A 16,105-nucleotide genomic window follows, 5' to 3' on the forward strand; every position below is an offset into this window, starting at 1 on the left:
ACCCGAATACCACCTGCGGCGTAGTAAGGATGACGTTCAAAACTCGTCGTTCCCCAACCCGCCGTGGTTGTGGTTTGCCCCAGATTCTGCCAGTTTAGCGACCCGAAGGGACTTGTATGCACTCCTTGGCGGAAAGGGGCGTTCCTCTGGAGGAACGCCCAAAGACAAACATCAGCGGCCTGTCGGACTGGGATGCGGCGCGCATTTTCCTGGAAGTTGTCCGATGCGGAAGTTTCCGCTCGGCGGCCGAGCGCCTGTCGCTGTCGATCAACGCCGTCCGCCGCCGGATCGATGATTTCGAACGCCAGACCGGCACCACCCTGTTCACCCGCGACGTCCACGGAACCCGCCTGACCGACGAAGGCGCGCTGGTGGTCTCCGCCGTCGAGCGAATGGAGGCAGCCGCCTTCGACGTGTTGCGCACCAGCGATTCGACGACGAACGCCCTGGCCGGCGAGGTCCGCGTCGCCATCACCGAGGGACTTGGCACATTCTGGCTTGCCCCGCGACTGGTCGAATTCCAGCAGGCGTATCCGAAGATCCTGGTCGATTTGCATTGCGCGATGCGCTCGGCCGACGTCTCTCGCCACGAGGCCGACGTCGCCATTCACCTGTCGCGGCCTGCGGCGCTCGACGTCAAGCTGGTGCGGCTCGGCCGCATGCATCTGATGTTCTGGGCCTCCGAGAAATACATTTCGAAACATGGCGCGCCGCGTTCGGCGATGGAGTTGATCAAGCACCGGCTGGTGCTGCAGTTCGCCGACCAGCTCGATGCTAAGCAAACTTTCGAGAGCTTCTTCCCCGGCGTTCCGGAGCGTGACCTTCTGGTCATGAAGACCAACGTCTCGAGCGCCAATTACTGGGCGGTCGCGAATGGTGCCGGAATCGGCGTATTCCCGAGCTACGCCGTTGCGCTTGGCGGGAAGTTGATTCCACTGGAAGTCGAGCTGAACAGATCGCTGGATATCTGGTTGTCCTACCATCCTGGTAGCGGCCGGATTCCGCGCGTGCGGCACATGATTGACTGGCTGATCGAAGCCTTCAATCCGGCGCGTTTCCCGTGGTTTAAGGAAGAGTTCGTGCACCCGCATGAATTCAAGGACGAGTATATGGGCGAACCCCTGACCCAGCTCTTCGGGGGGTTTTCAACCGAAGACCGATGAGAAAAAAGATGAAGACAGCGGCGAAGAGAATGAAGCAGCGCAGTGCCGGCAAGCCGGACATTGAGCTGGGCAAGCGAATCCGTCTGCGGCGCGTCGAGATGAAGGTCTCGCAGGCCGAGCTCGGCGAGAAGCTCGGCGTCAGTTTCCAGCAGGTCCAGAAGTACGAGAAGGGCGTCAATCGCGTCGGCGCGGCCCGGCTTCAGCAGATCGCCACCGCCCTCGATGTGCCCGTGACCTTCTTCTATGACGGCGACAACAAGGCGCGCGAAGTCGAGAGCCTGCTCTTCCTGGACTCGGCCTTCAGCCTCCGCCTGCTGCGCGCCTACAGCAAGATCAAGGACCAGACGGTGCAGCGTCAGCTCGTCTCGCTGATGGAATCGATCGCAGCGAACGAAGCCTGAGCCGATCGGCGTTCGCGCCTTTCCGCCCGATGTTCAATCCGCCGCGTCACGGGGCGCGGCTGGATTGGACGAGCCCGGACGAGATATATCCGGCCCGCGCTTGCGCGGACTTCTCGGGGCGGCATGACCGCCCCTTTTTGTTGACCATTTTTCCCGCACTCGCCCGCGGTTTTCGCGAACCCATTCCGGCCCTGTCGCGACCCAATCCAGAGACCGCCGTCCGGCGTGCCGGGCTCGCGATGCGCCGTGCTTAAGGGAGCCGCAACCGGGAGGCGCTAGCCTGCCGCCGATTTCTCGAATCAGCACGACGAACCGGGGAATTGCCGATGCGAGCGCCCGCCCGGGCCTCGCTCTCATGGGAAGATGGGACACATGTCGAAACGCCATGCGATGATCATTGCCGTCGGCATGCTTGCGAGCGCCTCTGCGCTTGCCCAGACCGAGACGATTGGACAGGCCGGGCCCAAGCCGGCGACTGCGGCTGGCACGGTACCGGCCACCGCCAATCCGGCCCACGCAGCCGCACCGAAAACGGCCGCGCCAGCGTCCGCTTCGACGGCAGAGAGCCGCTCGGCCGCGGCGCTCGCGCTGACGCACGAGCCGACCTATGACGAGGGCTCCGCCCAGCGCATCAAGGATGCGGCGCTGAGCTATTCCGATCTTGCCGTGCGCGGCGGCTGGCCGGCGATCCCGGCAGACTCCAAATTCGCGCCCGGCGCCCAGGGCGCCAACGACGATATCCTGCGCAAGCGGCTGATCGTCTCCGGCGATCTTGCCGCCGACAAGGCGAGCGGCGCCTTCGACCAGGATCTCGCCGACGCCGTGAAACGCTTCCAGGCCCGCCACGGCCTCGCGCCGACCGGAACGATGACGCCGCGCACGATTGCGGCGATGAACGTGCCGGTGCAGAAGCGCATCCGGCAGCTGGAGGCTTCGCTGCAGCGACTCGAGAACATGAATTTCGGCTTCGGCCAACGCTATGTCGTGGTCAACATCCCCGCCGCCTTCGCCGAAGCGGTCGAGAACGACGTCGTGGTAAGGCGTTATCGCGTGATCGTCGGCAAGACCGAAAAACCCTCGCCGACGCTGACGGCCCAGATCAGCAGCGTCGTCCTCAATCCGACCTGGACGGTGCCCTCCTCGATCGCCAAGACCGAGATCTCCGCGCATATGCGCAAGGATCCCGGCTATCTGTCGCGCATGCACATGGAGGTGCTCGACGCCCACGACAATCCGATCGACCCGAATTCTGTCGACTGGTCGGGCACGCACACGCCGAATTTCACCGTGCGCCAGCACAACGGCACGTTCAACGCGCTTGGCGCGGTCAAGATCGACATGCCGAATTCCTATTCGGTCTACATGCACGACACCAACCAGCGCAATCTGTTCAGCGATGATTACCGCTTCGATTCCCATGGCTGCTCGCGCGTCGACAATGTGCGCGATCTCGCCGCCTGGCTCTTGAAGGACCAGCCGAAATGGAGTCGCGCCGCGATCGATGCGGAAATCGCCAGCGGCCAGCATCTCGAGGTCGCCATGGCGAAGAAGGTGCCGGTGGCCTGGATCTATCTCACGGCATGGATGACCAAGGACCAGACCGTCCAGTTCCGCAACGACGTCTATCACCAGGACGAGCAGCTGCTGGAGGCGACCGCCGAAGAGGCGGCCTTCTTCAGCAATGCCGGCAGCCATCCGCTGACCGCGCACATGACGAGATAGACCGCGCCATGCAATCGCGGCACAGGTGACTGCAAAGCCACGTCCGTTGCCGCGGTTGACCCTGGCCTCGCCGCGGCCGAACATTGCGCCTCGCCAACGAAAATGAGCGCGATGTCCGATATGTCCAGCACGACCGAAATTCCCTACGCCGACGGCAAGATCCTCAAGCACACAGCCGGTGGCGTCGGCGTGATCACCTTCAACAATCCCGACAAGCGCAACGCGATGTCGCTGGAGATGTGGGAGGGATTTGGCGAGGCGCTGACGGCCTTGCGCGACGACGCTGCCGTGCGCGTCGTGATCCTGCGCGGCGCCGGCGGCAAGGCCTTCGTGTCGGGCGCCGACATCAGCCAGTTCGAGAAGACGCGCCATAACGCCGCCGCTTCCGAGGAATATGGCAAGCGCAGCGCCGCCCAGCGCGCGCTGCTCGCCGATTATCCCAAGCCGACGATTGCCTGCATCCAGGGCTTTTGTCTCGGCGGCGGCATGCAGGTGGCGATGCTGGCCGACATCCGCATCGCGTCCCATGGCAGCCAGTTCGGCATTCCCGCGGCGAAACTCGGCATCGCCTACGGTTATGATGGCTTGAAGCACCTGGTGTCGCTGGTCGGGCCGTCCTGGGCACGGCTCCTGATGTATACGGGCATGCGCATCGATTCCACCGAAGCACTGCGCATCGGGCTGGTCGAGCGCGTGGTTCCGGAAGATCAGCTCTGGGGCGAGACCATGGCCATCGCCGAGACGATCTCGCAAAATGCACCACTCGCGATCAAGGCCGCCAAGCTCACCATTGCTCAGGTGCTGAAGGACGAAAGCGCGCGCGACATGGAGGCAATCAGCGCCGTCGGCACGGCATGCATGGACAGCGCCGACTTTCGCGAGGGCCGTCAGGCCTTCATGGAGAAGCGCAAGCCGCAGTTCCAGGGACGGTGATTCCGTTATTGCCACGAAGCGCAGCAACGACGGCAGCCAACGTGAACATGCATTCAGGAAGATTAAATTCCCACGCCCCTGCAACACCATAGCAACCAGCTGATTTGCTGGAAGTTCTCTCGCCATCAAACGAGGGAGATTGCGATGAAACTCAAATTAGCTGTTGTTGGTCTGGCTGCCCTGGGCGGCGCAGCGCTCATATCGGGACAGGCGCTCGCAGCGATGCCGAACGGCATTCCGCAGGCCGACCGTATCGCGAGCGGCCCGGCAGCCAACGTCGATCAGGTGCGCTGGGTGTGTAACCCGTGGGGTCGCTGCTTCTGGCGTCCGAACTATTATGGCGCCTACGGCTTTTACGGCGGCCCGCGACGCTTCTACGGCGGGCGTCCGTGGGGCTGGGGCGGCCACCGCCACTGGCGTCGCTGGTGAATTGCGAGGGGCCGCGAGGCCCCTCTTCCTTGACTACAGCGCCGCGAGCACCGCCTTCGTAATATCGGCGGTGCCGTTGCTGCCGCCGAACTCCATCGGCTTCAGGCCGCCGGCGTAGACCTTGTCCACAGCGCGCTCGATTTGCTCGCCGGCCTCGGCCGCGCCCTCGACACCGTGCTTGTCGGCGAGCCAGTCCAGCATCATTGCAGCCGACAAGATCATCCCGGTGGGATTGGCCTTGCCCTGCCCCATGATGTCGGGCGCGGTGCCGTGGCACGGCTGGAACACGGCGTACTTGTCACCGATGTCGGCCGACGGCGCCATGCCGAGGCCGCCGATCAGGCTCGCGGTGATGTCGGAGACGATGTCGCCGAACATGTTCTCCATCACCATCACGTCGAAATCCCAAGGACGCTTCACCAGCATCGCCGAGCAGGCATCGACATAGAGTCGGTCGGTCTTCACCTCGGGATGACGCTTGGCGATCTCGTCGAAGATGCCACGGAAGAACGCAAAGGCCTTGAACACGTTCGCCTTGTCGACGCAGGCCAGCATCCCCGGCTTGCCGCGCGCCTTGCGCCGCTCGGCGAGGCGAAACGAGAACTCGAACAGGCGCTCGGACGTCTTGCGCGTGATCACCATGGTCTCGCGCGCCTCCTCATGGGTGACGACGCCCTTTCCCATCGAGGCGAACAGGCCTTCGGTGGACTCCCTGATCACGACGAGATCGATGCCGCGCTGGTCGGCGCCGACGATCGGGCTCGGCACGCCCGGAATGAGCCGCGCCGGGCGCACACCGGCATAGAGATCGAAGATGAAGCGCAGCTCGATCTGCGGCGCGATCTCGGTATTGTCGGGATAGCGCACCGACGGCAGGCCGCAGGCGCCGAGCAGGATCGCGTCCGCATCCTCGCACAGCTTGATGGTGGTATCGGGCATCGACTTGCCGGCGGCGAGATAGTGATTGGCGCCCGCCGGCGCCTCGGTAAAGCGGAAGCTCAAGCCGGATTTCGTCTCGATCTTGCGCAGGACTTCGATGGCCGGCGCCATGACTTCGGGACCGATGCCGTCACCGGCGAGCACGGCAATGTGGAAAGCGTTATTTGCGGACATGGGATTCCTAAATGACGAAAGGTGTGGCCTCGTCATTGCGAGGAGCTCTTGCGACAAAGCAATCCAGACTGTGTCCGCGGAGGGATTTCTGGATTGCTTCGCTACGCTCGCAATGACGGAGGATGGAGCGTTCGTTACGGCGTCAGCACCGTGCGGCCAACCACCGCGCCCTGCTGCAACTGCACCAGCGCGTCGTTGGCTTTGGAAAGCGGCTGCCGCGTCACCGGGATCGGCGCTATGTTCTTCGCTCGCACGAGATCGAGCAGCTCCTGCGTCTCGCGCAAATTGCCGACATAACTGCCCTGGATCGTCACCGCCTTGATCGGGATCAGCGGCAGCGCCCAGGTCGCACCGCCGCCGAACAGGCCGACGATGACGAGCTTGCCGCCCTTGGTCAGGCAGTCGAAGCCGAGTTGCGTGGTGGCGGCGTTGCCGACGAGATCGAGCACGGCGCGAATGGGACCACCGGCTTTCTTGGCAAGCTGCTCCATCGCGTCGGGCGCCTTGGGATCGACGGTCGCGAGCGCGCCGGCTTGCTCCGCGGCTTCGCGTTTCTTCGCGTCGATGTCGACCATGATCGCGCCCTTGCCGCCCATCGCCTTCAAGAGCGACAGCGCCATCAGGCCAAGTCCGCCGGCACCGAACATCACGATCGGCGTGTCGAAGTGCTGTTCGAGCTTCTTCAGCGCGCTGTAGGTCGTGACGCCCGAGCAGGCGTAGGGTGCAGCCGACGCGGGATCGAGGCCTCTCAGATTGAGCAAATAGCGCGGATGCGGCACCAGCATGTGGTCGGAATAGCCACCATCGCAATAGACGCCGAGCGAGCGCGGCGTCAGGCACATGTTCTCATCGCCGGCGAGACAGGTCGCGCATTTGCCGCAACCGATCCAGGGATAGACCAGCCCGACATCGCCGATCTTCACGTCGCCCTGGTCCGACGACATCACGTCCGGGCCGAAGGCGAGGACCTCGCCGACTGTCTCGTGCCCCATGGTCAGCGGCAAATTGATGCCGCGGTCCTTCAGCGACAGCGGCTTGCGGCCGTGGCCGAGATCGTAGCCGCCTTCCCAGATGTGGAGGTCGCTATGGCAGACGCCGGCGGCCTTCACCTTGATCAGCACCTGCGTGCCGGACGGCTGCGGCGTCGCCTCGTCGAACTCCTGCAGCGGCGCCTTGAAATCGGCGACCTTGAAACTTTTCATTGGGCGTCCTCCCGGATACTTTTCTTGTCGTCGCCACCATGCCATGGGCGGCAGGACGAGACAAACTCGACCTGTCTAGTTGAGGCTGACGGATGATGGCAAGCCGGCCACGCGCAAAGCCGCATTGCTCGCTGCACGAAGCTGTCCGTCAACCTTGCCGTCAGGTTTGCGCTGCTGTTTTGGCCAACGGAATTGGTCCACCGTCGGTGAGCCCGATTTCCGCGCGCAGTCCGTCCGTGTGCTCGCCAAGCACGGCCATCGTCTTGCCCGGTGTCGTATCGGCACCGGTCATCCGGAACGGCAGATTGAGGACCTGGAACGAGCCGCCTTCATCCTCGACAGACGAGAGCGCCTTACGGTGCGCGAGCTGCGGATCGGCCAGAGCCTCGGACACAGTGCGGTAGGCCGAGGCCGGCACGCCCGCCGCACCTAGCGCGACAAGACAGACATCGGTCGAGAGCTGCCGCGACCAGGCCTCGACACCGTCCATCAAGTCGGCCCAGTGGTCGCGACGCGCGGCGTAGGTGGAGAAGCGCGGATCGGAGATCCATTCAGGGCGGCCGATCACGCCCATCAGTCCCTGAAACGTCTTCTCGCTGGCAACCGTGATCATGACATAACCGCTCGCCGTCTCGGTCGGCCCGAACATCGGGCGCGGCGGCGGCTTCACGGTGAACTGCGAGTTCTGCAACTCGATCAATGTGAGCGTCAGCATCGATTCCAGCATGGAGACGTCGATGTGCTGGCCGAGCCCAGTCACCGTGCGCTGGTAGAGCGCCGACGCGATCGCGCCGAACCCGTAGGTGCCGGTGACGACGTCGGCATGGTAGATGCCGCAATAATCCGGGCGGCTGCGGCCGGGCTGGTAGGCGAGATGCGCCATGTCGTAGCCGGATGCCGCATGGATCACCGGCGCGTAGGCCGGCAGCTCGGCCGACGGGCCGCTCTGGCCGTAACCGGAGATCGAGCAGTAGATCAGCTTCGGGTTGACGGCGCGCATTCTGTCATAGTCGAGCCGCAGCCGGTGCATCACGCCGGGGCGAAAGTTCTCGACCAGGATGTCGGCGGTCGCGGCCAGCCGGCGGACCGCCTCCTTGCCCTCTTCGGACTTGAGGTCGAGCACGACGCTCTTCTTGCCGACGTTGAGCTGGCCGAACACGGTGCTGCAGCCCTTGCGCAGCGGTGGCCGGGTTCGCATCGTCTCGCCGCCGTCGGTCTCGATCTTGATGACCTCGGCGCCCATGTCCGCTAGCATTCGCGCACAATGGGGACCGGCAATGGTGGTCGAAAAATCCAGGACCCTGAGGCCGGCGAAGGCCTTTGTCGTCGTCCCCTCATGCTTATCTGATAGCTGCATGCCTGCTTGCGTCCTCGGGTCAGTTAGGAACTTATCGAAGTTCTCTGTTGTTCGTGCGCCGACCCTAGAGGGCGGCGGCTGAGTAGGAAAGTCTTTACCGAACGGACGCGTCTGGCGGGCGGCCTTGGGAATTCCAGGGGCAACTGGACCCGTTCTTGCATAGCAGCAATCGGGCTCCGGCAGAGGGCAGCAGTTCTTGAGGGTCTTGTTCGTTACGACAGAGATGGACGACTTTGTCCGCGTCGGCGGACTCGGAGCCGTTTCCGCTGCACTCCCCCGAGCGCTTCGTCCTTTCGCCGACATCCGGGTCATGCTGCCCGGCTATCGCGACATCATCGAACAACTCACGCATATTCAGATCGTTGGCCGCTGTCCGGCGTTCGCGGAGATGCCGGCCTGCTCGCTCGGCCGGGCCGCGACCAGGGACGGCCTGCCGGTCTATGTCCTGTTGTGCTCGCAACTCTACGACCGGCCCGGCAATCCCTATGGCGACGAGTCCGGGCGCGACTGGCCCGACAACGACATCCGTTTCGCGCGCTTTGCCTCGGCCGCCGCTGAGCTCGCGATGGGCACGCTGGACAAGGATTGGGCAGCAGACCTGATCCATGCCAATGACTGGCAGGCTTCGCTCGTGCCGGCCTACCTCGCCTGGCGCGGCTCCAAGCTGCCGTCGATCCTGACCATTCACAACCTCGCCTATCAGGGCCTCTTCCCGAAGGACTCGCTGCGGCGGATCGGCGTACCGGAGAGCTCCTTCCACATCGACGGCGTCGAGTTCTACGACCAGCTCTCCTTCCTCAAGGCCGGGCTGGTCTACGCATCGCATCTCACCACGGTCAGCGGCACCTATGCGCGGGAGATCACCACGGATGAATTCGGCTGCGGTCTCGAAGGCCTGCTTCGAGTCCGCTCCGACGCGGCCGAGCTCACCGGCATCCTCAACGGCATCGACGAGAGCTGGGATCCCCGTTCCTGCGCCCAGCTTGCCCAGCAATTCGGCGCCGGCGACTGGGTCGGCAAGAAGGCCAATGCGGACTATGTGCGCAAGCAGTTCGGGCTTGCGGTATCGCGCGGCCCGATGTTCGGCATCGTCGCCCGGCTGGTGCACCAGAAGGGCATCGACCTCGTGCTGGCGGCGGCCGATGAGATCGTCGATGCCGGCGGGCAGATCGTGGTCACCGGCTCCGGCGAGCCGGCGCTCGAGCAGGCGCTGATCGACGCGCATCGCCGGCGGCCTGACGCGATCGGGGTCGTGATCGGCTTCAACGAGGCCCAGGCGCGCCGCATCTTCGCCGGCAGCGACTTCACATTGATGCCGTCACGCTTCGAGCCCTGCGGGCTTAGCCAGATGTACGCCCAGCGCTTCGGCTCGCTGCCGATCGGCCACCAGACCGGCGGCCTCGCCGAGACCATTACCGACGGCGAAACCGGCTTCCTGTTCTCAAAACCCTCGCACGAATCCTTCCTCGGCGGCGTCCGCCGCGCCTTCTCCGCCTTCGTGGCGCAAGACCAGCTCGACACCATGCGTCGCAGCGCGATGGGACGCTCGTTCTCCTGGAGCATCCCGGCCGGCAGCTACAACGCGCTGTACCGGAAGCTGGCGACAGTGTGAGGCCTGCGTTTCCTCGTCATTGCGAGCGCAGCGAAGCAATCCAGACTGTTTCCGTGGCAGCAGCCTGGATTGCTTCGTCGCAAGAGCTCCTCGCAATGACGGTCGTTTGTGGCAACGGCGGAGGACTTCACCCCTTCCCGCGCTGATCCATCTGCGACCGTCCGATCCAGGCACGGTTGAGGCAGCGGGTCATCCAGTCGGGCTGCGGCTCGCCGCGCAGCCGCGCTTGCGCTTCCTGGTAGGGACCGACGTAGCGCAGCCGGTCTGGCAATCTTGGATAGACCCCCCGTATCCATCGCAGCGCGTTCTCGGCGGATATGGTGTCACGCTCGTCAAGCTCGAACCCAAACCCCACACGCAGGCGTTCCGGCAGCAGGCTCGCCGTGAGCGAACGATACCATCGCGGTGGCCGCAACCACGGACGGGCGCCGCTAAAAATCTGCCTCGCAATCTCGCGCGCGGCCGGACTGACAGTCAGCGTATCCGACTCGGCCATTGCCGCGGTGTAGGCCGCAAAGCCGGACCAGTCCGCGGGCAGGTCGTCCCCCGTCAATCCGAACAGAGCACCGAACAACCGACTCTCGGTCCAGTAGCGTTCGCGTTCCTCCGCCGAGAGCGGTGGCAAAACCAGATCATGCGCCATCAGCGCGGTCTCGACCAGCGTGGCATGAACCCAGCGCAGCGACGGGATGTCGTTGGCACAGTAGCGTGAGCCTGCCGCGAACGGACCGACGGTCGCCGGCATCTCGCCGACGATCATGCTGTGGCGCCGGTGCAATTGCCGCGACGACAACAGCGCGCGGTCAAGCGAGCCGAACACCATGGCAAAGACGATGTCGAAGGTGCGATGGAAGCGGCCGATCGGATCGGCAAAGGATTTCGAATGCTCGGCGATGGCGGCGGCGACCCAGGGATGCGCCAGCTGCAGCAACAGCGCACGACCGGCACCGAGAAAGATCACGGCCTCCCGGTCGATCTGCCAGGTCACCGTGTCAGGGCCGAACACGCCGGCAACCGGTCCTGCCATATCAGCACGAACCTGATCGAGGGCAGATTCCAGATCTCTCTCAGCGACCAATTGCAAGGCCTCGCGACGAAGACAGCGGGCGACAATAACCCGGACCGCCTTCCCCTGAAATCGTCACTGCGAGAAACAATGACGGACGAAGCCCTCACTCCGCCGCAATCGGCATGATGTCCATATGTTCGTGCAGCACCACGCCCGCGAGGGGATCGAACTCGCCAACCCACGGCCTTCGCTCCAGCACTGACTTGGTGTGCGAATAGCCGGCATCCCAGCGCCGCATGATGCCGGACGGACTGAAGTCGATATCCTTGGTGTGGTTCTCACGGTCGAGCTGCGGCGCAAGCAGGCGCACGACATGCATCCTGGTCGGGCAGCCATAGCCAGTCAATTCCCTCACCGCCGGATCGCTGCGCTCGCTCTCGGGCAGTCGCGCGGCGAGCTGGCTGATGACGTGGCGCAGGCGATGGGTTTGCTGCTGGCGCGTGATCTGGCTCGCGATCCGGCTGGAATATTGCACATCCTTGTGCCGGTTCAGCACCTCCGCCATCGTGGTCGGCTCGGCGCCGACGGGATTCCACAAATGCACGGCGAATATCAGCGAATTTTTGCGCGGATTATCATCAAAGACCGCCTCGGTCGGCGTGTTCGACAGAATACCGCCGTCCCAATAGAGCTCGCCATCGATGCGCACCGCCGGAAACGCCGGCGGCAGCGCGCCTGACGCCATGACATGCTTCACCGTCAGCTCGCCGTCGCGGCTGTCGAAATAGCGCATCTGGCTGCTGCGGACGTGGGCGGCACCGACAGTCAAGCGCGGCGCGCAGCGATTGATCCGGCCGAAATCGACGAGCTCGAGCAGCGTCCGCTCCAACGGCGCCGTCGAATAGAAGCCGGCGTGATCGGCTCCCAGCGGATAGGAATCGCCCGCATGCGCCAATGGATTGGGACGGAAGAAGCCGGGAATGCCGTGGGTCACGGTCGACCAATAGGCGAGCTTGTCGTTAAACCCGGGAAACGCGGTGCGCAGATTCCAGACCGGATTCTGCTCCATCCGTTTCCAGAACTCCTTCAGGCGCTGCAGCCGCTGGTCAGGCGCGTTGCCCGCAATGAGGCAGGCATTGATGGCGCCGATCGAGGTGCCGATGATCCAGTCCGGCTCGATGCCGGCCTCGTGCAGCGCCTGGTACACCCCGGCCTGATAGGACCCGAGCGCACCGCCGCCCTGAAGCACAAGCACTACCTGGCCGGGCAGATCCTTCGACACGCTGGTATCGCGCTTCACACCGTTCATATCCTGCTCCCTGAGAGCCCGTATCCTTGCCATGTTCGTTCCTCGCGATCGTTTGTTACGCACTCGCCTTCAATGCGCGGTCCAGCCTCCGTCCACGGGCAGCGCAATACCGGTGATCGTGGCCGCCGCATCGGTGGACAGAAATACACTGAGCGCACCGAGCTCCTCGACGGTCGAGAAGCGCTTGTTCGGCTGTTGCGCCAGCAGCACGTCACGGATCACCTGGTCGCGCGAGATTCCGTGCGCCTTGGCCTGTCCGTCGATCTGCGCCTCGACCAGCGGCGTATAGACATAGCCGGGACAGATCGCGTTGCAGGTAATGCCCTCTTCCGCCGTCTCCAGCGCGGTCACCTTGGTGAGCCCGACGATGCCGTGCTTGGCGGCGACGTAGGCCGCCTTGAACGGCGAGCCGACGAGACCATGCGCGGAAGCAATGTTGATGATCCGCCCGAACTTGTTCTGTCGCATTGCGGGCAGCGCGAGCCGAGTGGTGTGGAAGGCCGACGACAGATTGATCGCAAGGATCTGGTCCCATTTCTCGACCGGAAACTGCTCCAGCGGCAACGTGCTGGATGCCGGCATTATTGATCAGGATATCCAGCCGGCCGGCCTGCGCGACCGTCGCCGCGATCATCTCGGCGATCGAATTCGGCCTGGTCATGTCGGCCGGCGAAAAGCTTGCCTTGACGCCAAACTCTGCCGCGATCTGCTCGCGCGTCCGGTCGAGCTCGGCCGCCACACCAAGGCCGTTCAGCACGATGTCGGCGCCGGCTGCGGCAAGCGCCCGCGCGATACCGAGGCCGATGCCACTGGTCGAGCCCGTGACCAGGGCAACCTTGCCTGCGAGCGCCCGGGCGGCGGACGTCTGCGGCTTGACGGACATATTCACTGGCAAAACCCTCCGACATGACGACTGGTGTTGAGCCGACTGTGAAGCATCGCCCGGTTTGACGGAAATGCCCGTTGGCTTCCGAAACCATGCCCGGGCGCTATTGCGGCCGGGATGTCATTCTCCGCGCCGATCGGCTAGCCTCCGCCTGGTCTTGCTGGAGAGCCGATCCAATGGAAATGCACCAGGTCCGCTATTTCCTCGCGGTGGCGCAACTCTTGAACTTCACGCGTGCCGCCGAGGACTGCAACGTGACGCAGCCTTCGCTGACGCGCGCGATCAAGCAGCTCGAGGCCGAGCTCGGCGGCGATCTGTTTCGCCGCGAACGGCCCGCGGCGCAATTGACCGAGCTTGGCCAGCGCATGCATCCGCTTTTGAAGCAGTGTTTTGATGCGGCCATCGGCGCGCGCTCGCTGGCTTCCTCGTTCCGGAGCGGCGAGATCGGCGCGCTCCGCGTCGCGCTGACGCATGCGATCGATCTGTCGCTGCTCATTCCTCATCTCAACCAGATCAAACGGCAGTTCAACCGGCTCGAATTCCGCTTCCTGCGCGGCTCGAGTCGTGAAGTGGCCGAGTTCTTGAAGAAGGGCGAGGCCGAGCTCGGGATTGCCGCCGACATCGACGAGGCCTGGGAGCGGCTCGATGTCTGGCCGCTGTTCACCGAGAGCTTCGAGCTCGTGGTCAGCGACGGACACCGCCTGGCCGGCCGCAGCAGCATCGCACTGGACGATTTGCGCGCGGAGCAGCTGCTGAGCCGGACGTTTTGCGAGCATTCCGCCCGTATCTCGGCGAGCCTGCGCGAGCACGGCATCGCGGTCGAACAGGGTCACGAAATCTCGAACGAGCGCGACCTGATCGAGCTGGTCGAGGCCGACATCGGCGTCGCCATGCTGCCGCACACCTCGCCCGTTCCGGAGACGCTGACGCGCGCTGCGGTCGCCGGGCTGGACGCCCGCCGCACCGTCAGCCTCTACGGGGTGGCCGGCCGGCAGCGTACGGCGGTGGCCAATGCCGTGATGCGCATGCTGCGTGGTGCGGATTGGCGGGAGATTGCGGGTTAGCAGCGACGCTCGCTGCTGACCCTTTCAGGCTTCCCTGCTCGCGCCTTCCAACGCTTCAAGCAGATCATCGATCTCCATACGCTTGCGGAAGTCCGGATCGACGAAGCGGGCTTTCACCAGACCGTCGCGACCAACGACAAACACGGCCGGGATCGGCAGCATCCAGCCATCATTGCCGTGGAATTTCGCCATATCCTGGTAGGACAACAGGCTCTGGATCTCGACACCGAGCCAGATCGCGAGATTGAGCGACAGCGCATAGCCGTTGTCGAGATCGGTCAGGATCGGAAATGGCGCATCAGCTTCCGCCTTGAGCTGCTGGGTGTATTCCTGCGTCTCCGGCATGATCGCGACAATGCGCGCACCCATGGATTCGATGCGATCAAGCGCCTGGACCACCGCGCGGACATTGAGCCGACAATAGGGGCACCAATGGCCGCGGAAAAACATCACGGCGACCGGGCCGCTCTCCAGCAGTGAGGACAGCGCGACGAGACGCCCGCTCTCGTCCGGCAACATGAACGGCGGCATCGCCTCGCCCGGACGCGGCGCGGTCTCGCCGCCGCCGTTTCCATTCAATCTGGTCACCAGATGATCGACTGCCTCGCCATAGGCCGGGAACACGTCGCGGCTGGCGTCGGCATAGGCGCGAAGCTGCTCGTTCAGCGTGCCATCCATGTCACGGCAGCGCTGGAAGGCGAGTTTGAGCCGCTCGGCATCGGCCGGCGAGAGAGAGGTCATCTTGCGCTCCAGCGTTCAGGGGACGAATATTAGGGGCCCGATCCGGCCGCCCGCAAGGGGCGGCCGTCATGCGCGCGCGATCAGTTGACGTAGAAATTGCCGGTCGGATCCAGCCGCCCCGAGGTGGAATACAGCGATCCGTTGTTCATGAAGAAGACGGTGTTGTCGGGGACCTTCTTGGCGCTCTTCATCATGGCCTCGTGGTTCTTCTCCGCCGGGGCCATGGCCATCGCCGACATCTTGCCGGGTCCGCCATACATGTAGGCCATGCCGGCCTTGAAATCCCATGTGGCCTCCGAGAAGGCCGATGTGGCGATGACCGCGAACGCAGCCGTGGCAATCAAGGTCCTGGATAATTTCGTCATGAGATGCTCCTCCGGATTGACGTGAACGCCCGCCAATCGGGCGCGCCCTGCCATCGAACGCCAATCGCTCGGCAAGCGGAAATGCCGATCCCCAATCGGTACGATAGCGAGCGCGTATCGGGCCCGATAGCGCCGGTCTATCGCAGCGAGAGCGAAAGAGCATTTCAGAACGAGCGTCCTCTCGACGAAAGTCCCGACATAGCCGGCGACCATCGCGGTTGCGGCCAACACAGGAGACGTCCCGATGTTCAAGCATCACACATTGTCGCGCGCGGTCTGGCCCGGCCTGGCCATCCTCGGCGTACTGACACTCTCGGCGCAGCCAGTCTTCGCCGGCGAATGCCCGGTCGACAAGATCAAGCCGAACGCGCAGCAGATGGTCGACTACAAGCCGGTCGGCGTCACCGACGTCACGCTCGGCGCCATCGACCTCGGCAAGCAGCCGGCACACATTGAAGGTCGCGAGCTGCGCTTCCGCAAGCTGACCATCGAGCCCGGCGGCATCGTGCCCTGGCACAGCCATGACGACCGCCCCGCCCTGATCTTCGTGCAGCAGGGCGAGATCGTCGAACACGCTTCAAATTGCGTCGACCCGATCGTGCACAAGGCCGGCGACATCCGCCCCGAGGTGTCCGGCATCTCGCACTGGTGGAAGAACCTCGGCAAGGAAACGGTCATCCTCTACGTCGGCGATGTCCGCAAGGACCCGCATGACCACAACATGTAACGGGTGCGCGACCCCAGCGCACGCGTGACGGAATGTGGCGCCCGCGATCTCCATGCTGCCCCGCATGCGGGC

At 64.2% G+C, this 16,105-nt stretch carries 15 protein-coding genes and 1 pseudogene; 8 read left to right on the forward strand and 8 right to left on the reverse strand.

Annotated features, from left to right (window positions below):
- Positions 1-116 precede the first annotated feature (116 nt).
- From AC0L3U_RS06565 to AC0L3U_RS06585, 5 genes are all read left to right on the forward strand, one after another.
- Complete coding sequence (locus AC0L3U_RS06565) at positions 117-1,163, forward strand: LysR family transcriptional regulator (protein ID WP_473361128.1); 1,047 nt, start codon at positions 117-119, stop codon at positions 1,161-1,163.
- A 29-nt stretch (positions 1,164-1,192) separates the two neighbouring features.
- A complete protein-coding gene (locus tag AC0L3U_RS06570; RefSeq protein WP_026233304.1) occupies positions 1,193-1,564 on the forward strand; it encodes a helix-turn-helix domain-containing protein in 372 nt (123 codons plus the stop codon).
- Between the two features lie 372 nt (positions 1,565-1,936).
- Positions 1,937-3,286: a L,D-transpeptidase family protein gene (locus AC0L3U_RS06575; protein WP_473361129.1), complete on the forward strand. Its 1,350-nt coding sequence runs from the start codon at positions 1,937-1,939 to the stop codon at positions 3,284-3,286.
- Between the two features lie 111 nt (positions 3,287-3,397).
- Positions 3,398-4,219 carry an enoyl-CoA hydratase gene (locus AC0L3U_RS06580; RefSeq protein ID WP_473361130.1) on the forward strand — a complete coding sequence of 274 codons (822 nt, stop codon included), beginning with the start codon at positions 3,398-3,400 and terminating at the stop codon, positions 4,217-4,219.
- 144 nt (positions 4,220-4,363) lie between these two features.
- A complete protein-coding gene (locus AC0L3U_RS06585) occupies positions 4,364-4,648 on the forward strand; it encodes a hypothetical protein (RefSeq protein WP_456765382.1) in 285 nt (94 codons plus the stop codon).
- Between the two features lie 33 nt (positions 4,649-4,681).
- On the opposite strand, the gene AC0L3U_RS06590 is transcribed toward AC0L3U_RS06585, so the two are convergent.
- The 3 genes from AC0L3U_RS06590 to AC0L3U_RS06600 all read right to left on the reverse strand — a co-directional run bounded on the left by AC0L3U_RS06590 (position 4,682) and on the right by AC0L3U_RS06600 (position 8,320).
- Complete coding sequence (locus tag AC0L3U_RS06590; RefSeq protein WP_456765383.1) at positions 4,682-5,761, reverse strand: isocitrate/isopropylmalate dehydrogenase family protein; 1,080 nt, start codon at positions 5,759-5,761, stop codon at positions 4,682-4,684.
- A 134-nt stretch (positions 5,762-5,895) separates the two neighbouring features.
- Positions 5,896-6,963: an alcohol dehydrogenase gene (locus AC0L3U_RS06595; RefSeq protein ID WP_473361131.1), complete on the reverse strand. Its 1,068-nt coding sequence runs from the start codon at positions 6,961-6,963 to the stop codon at positions 5,896-5,898.
- A 160-nt stretch (positions 6,964-7,123) separates the two neighbouring features.
- On the reverse strand, positions 7,124-8,320 hold the full coding sequence (locus tag AC0L3U_RS06600) for a CaiB/BaiF CoA transferase family protein (RefSeq protein WP_473361132.1): 1,197 nt from the start codon (positions 8,318-8,320) through the stop codon (positions 7,124-7,126).
- Positions 8,321-8,516: 196 nt separating this feature from the next.
- Between AC0L3U_RS06600 and glgA the strand changes: the two genes are divergently transcribed.
- Entirely contained in the window at positions 8,517-9,932 is a 1,416-nt protein-coding gene (gene glgA, locus AC0L3U_RS06605; protein ID WP_473361133.1) for a glycogen synthase GlgA, read from the forward strand.
- A 127-nt stretch (positions 9,933-10,059) separates the two neighbouring features.
- Here the strand turns inward: glgA and AC0L3U_RS06610 are convergent, their stop codons facing one another.
- From AC0L3U_RS06610 to AC0L3U_RS06620, 3 genes and pseudogenes are all read right to left on the reverse strand, one after another.
- Positions 10,060-11,010: an oxygenase MpaB family protein gene (locus tag AC0L3U_RS06610; protein ID WP_473361134.1), complete on the reverse strand. Its 951-nt coding sequence runs from the start codon at positions 11,008-11,010 to the stop codon at positions 10,060-10,062.
- A gap of 94 nt (positions 11,011-11,104) precedes the next feature.
- The gene (locus AC0L3U_RS06615; protein WP_456765387.1) at positions 11,105-12,250 is read right to left on the reverse strand and encodes a patatin-like phospholipase family protein; all 1,146 of its coding nucleotides are present in this window, start codon (positions 12,248-12,250) and stop codon (positions 11,105-11,107) included.
- A 69-nt stretch (positions 12,251-12,319) separates the two neighbouring features.
- Positions 12,320-13,133, reverse strand: a pseudogene (locus AC0L3U_RS06620) (3-hydroxybutyrate dehydrogenase).
- 179 nt (positions 13,134-13,312) lie between these two features.
- Between AC0L3U_RS06620 and AC0L3U_RS06625 the strand changes: the two are divergent.
- Positions 13,313-14,200, forward strand: a complete 888-nt coding sequence (locus tag AC0L3U_RS06625; protein WP_473361135.1) for a LysR family transcriptional regulator — start codon at positions 13,313-13,315, stop codon at positions 14,198-14,200.
- Positions 14,201-14,224: 24 nt separating this feature from the next.
- Here the strand turns inward: AC0L3U_RS06625 and AC0L3U_RS06630 are convergent, their stop codons facing one another.
- Complete coding sequence (locus AC0L3U_RS06630; protein ID WP_473361136.1) at positions 14,225-14,941, reverse strand: peroxiredoxin-like family protein; 717 nt, start codon at positions 14,939-14,941, stop codon at positions 14,225-14,227.
- An 80-nt stretch (positions 14,942-15,021) separates the two neighbouring features.
- Positions 15,022-15,306 carry a hypothetical protein gene (locus AC0L3U_RS06635; RefSeq protein WP_473361137.1) on the reverse strand — a complete coding sequence of 95 codons (285 nt, stop codon included), beginning with the start codon at positions 15,304-15,306 and terminating at the stop codon, positions 15,022-15,024.
- 244 nt (positions 15,307-15,550) lie between these two features.
- On the opposite strand from AC0L3U_RS06635, the gene AC0L3U_RS06640 reads away from it, so the two are divergent.
- Positions 15,551-16,033, forward strand: a complete 483-nt coding sequence (locus tag AC0L3U_RS06640; protein ID WP_456765391.1) for a cupin domain-containing protein — start codon at positions 15,551-15,553, stop codon at positions 16,031-16,033.
- Positions 16,034-16,105: the final 72 nt, after the last annotated feature.

This window comes from Bradyrhizobium sp. Kon69 (genome assembly GCF_055807515.1).

Coding starts and splice junctions, on each gene's coding strand:
- AC0L3U_RS06565 (WP_473361128.1), top strand. CDS start 117: ATGCACTCCTTGGCGGAAAGGGGCGTTCCTCTGGAGGAACGCCCAAAG.
- AC0L3U_RS06580 (WP_473361130.1), top strand. CDS start 3,398: ATGTCCGATATGTCCAGCACGACCGAAATTCCCTACGCCGACGGCAAG.
- AC0L3U_RS06640 (WP_456765391.1), top strand. CDS start 15,551: ATGTTCAAGCATCACACATTGTCGCGCGCGGTCTGGCCCGGCCTGGCC.
- AC0L3U_RS06575 (WP_473361129.1), top strand. CDS start 1,937: ATGTCGAAACGCCATGCGATGATCATTGCCGTCGGCATGCTTGCGAGC.
- AC0L3U_RS06630 (WP_473361136.1), bottom strand. CDS start 14,941: ATGACCTCTCTCTCGCCGGCCGATGCCGAGCGGCTCAAACTCGCCTTC.
- AC0L3U_RS06570 (WP_026233304.1), top strand. CDS start 1,193: ATGAAGCAGCGCAGTGCCGGCAAGCCGGACATTGAGCTGGGCAAGCGA.
- AC0L3U_RS06590 (WP_456765383.1), bottom strand. CDS start 5,761: ATGTCCGCAAATAACGCTTTCCACATTGCCGTGCTCGCCGGTGACGGC.
- AC0L3U_RS06625 (WP_473361135.1), top strand. CDS start 13,313: ATGGAAATGCACCAGGTCCGCTATTTCCTCGCGGTGGCGCAACTCTTG.
- AC0L3U_RS06585 (WP_456765382.1), top strand. CDS start 4,364: ATGAAACTCAAATTAGCTGTTGTTGGTCTGGCTGCCCTGGGCGGCGCA.
- AC0L3U_RS06595 (WP_473361131.1), bottom strand. CDS start 6,963: ATGAAAAGTTTCAAGGTCGCCGATTTCAAGGCGCCGCTGCAGGAGTTC.
- AC0L3U_RS06615 (WP_456765387.1), bottom strand. CDS start 12,250: ATGAACGGTGTGAAGCGCGATACCAGCGTGTCGAAGGATCTGCCCGGC.
- AC0L3U_RS06635 (WP_473361137.1), bottom strand. CDS start 15,306: ATGACGAAATTATCCAGGACCTTGATTGCCACGGCTGCGTTCGCGGTC.
- AC0L3U_RS06600 (WP_473361132.1), bottom strand. CDS start 8,320: ATGCAGCTATCAGATAAGCATGAGGGGACGACGACAAAGGCCTTCGCC.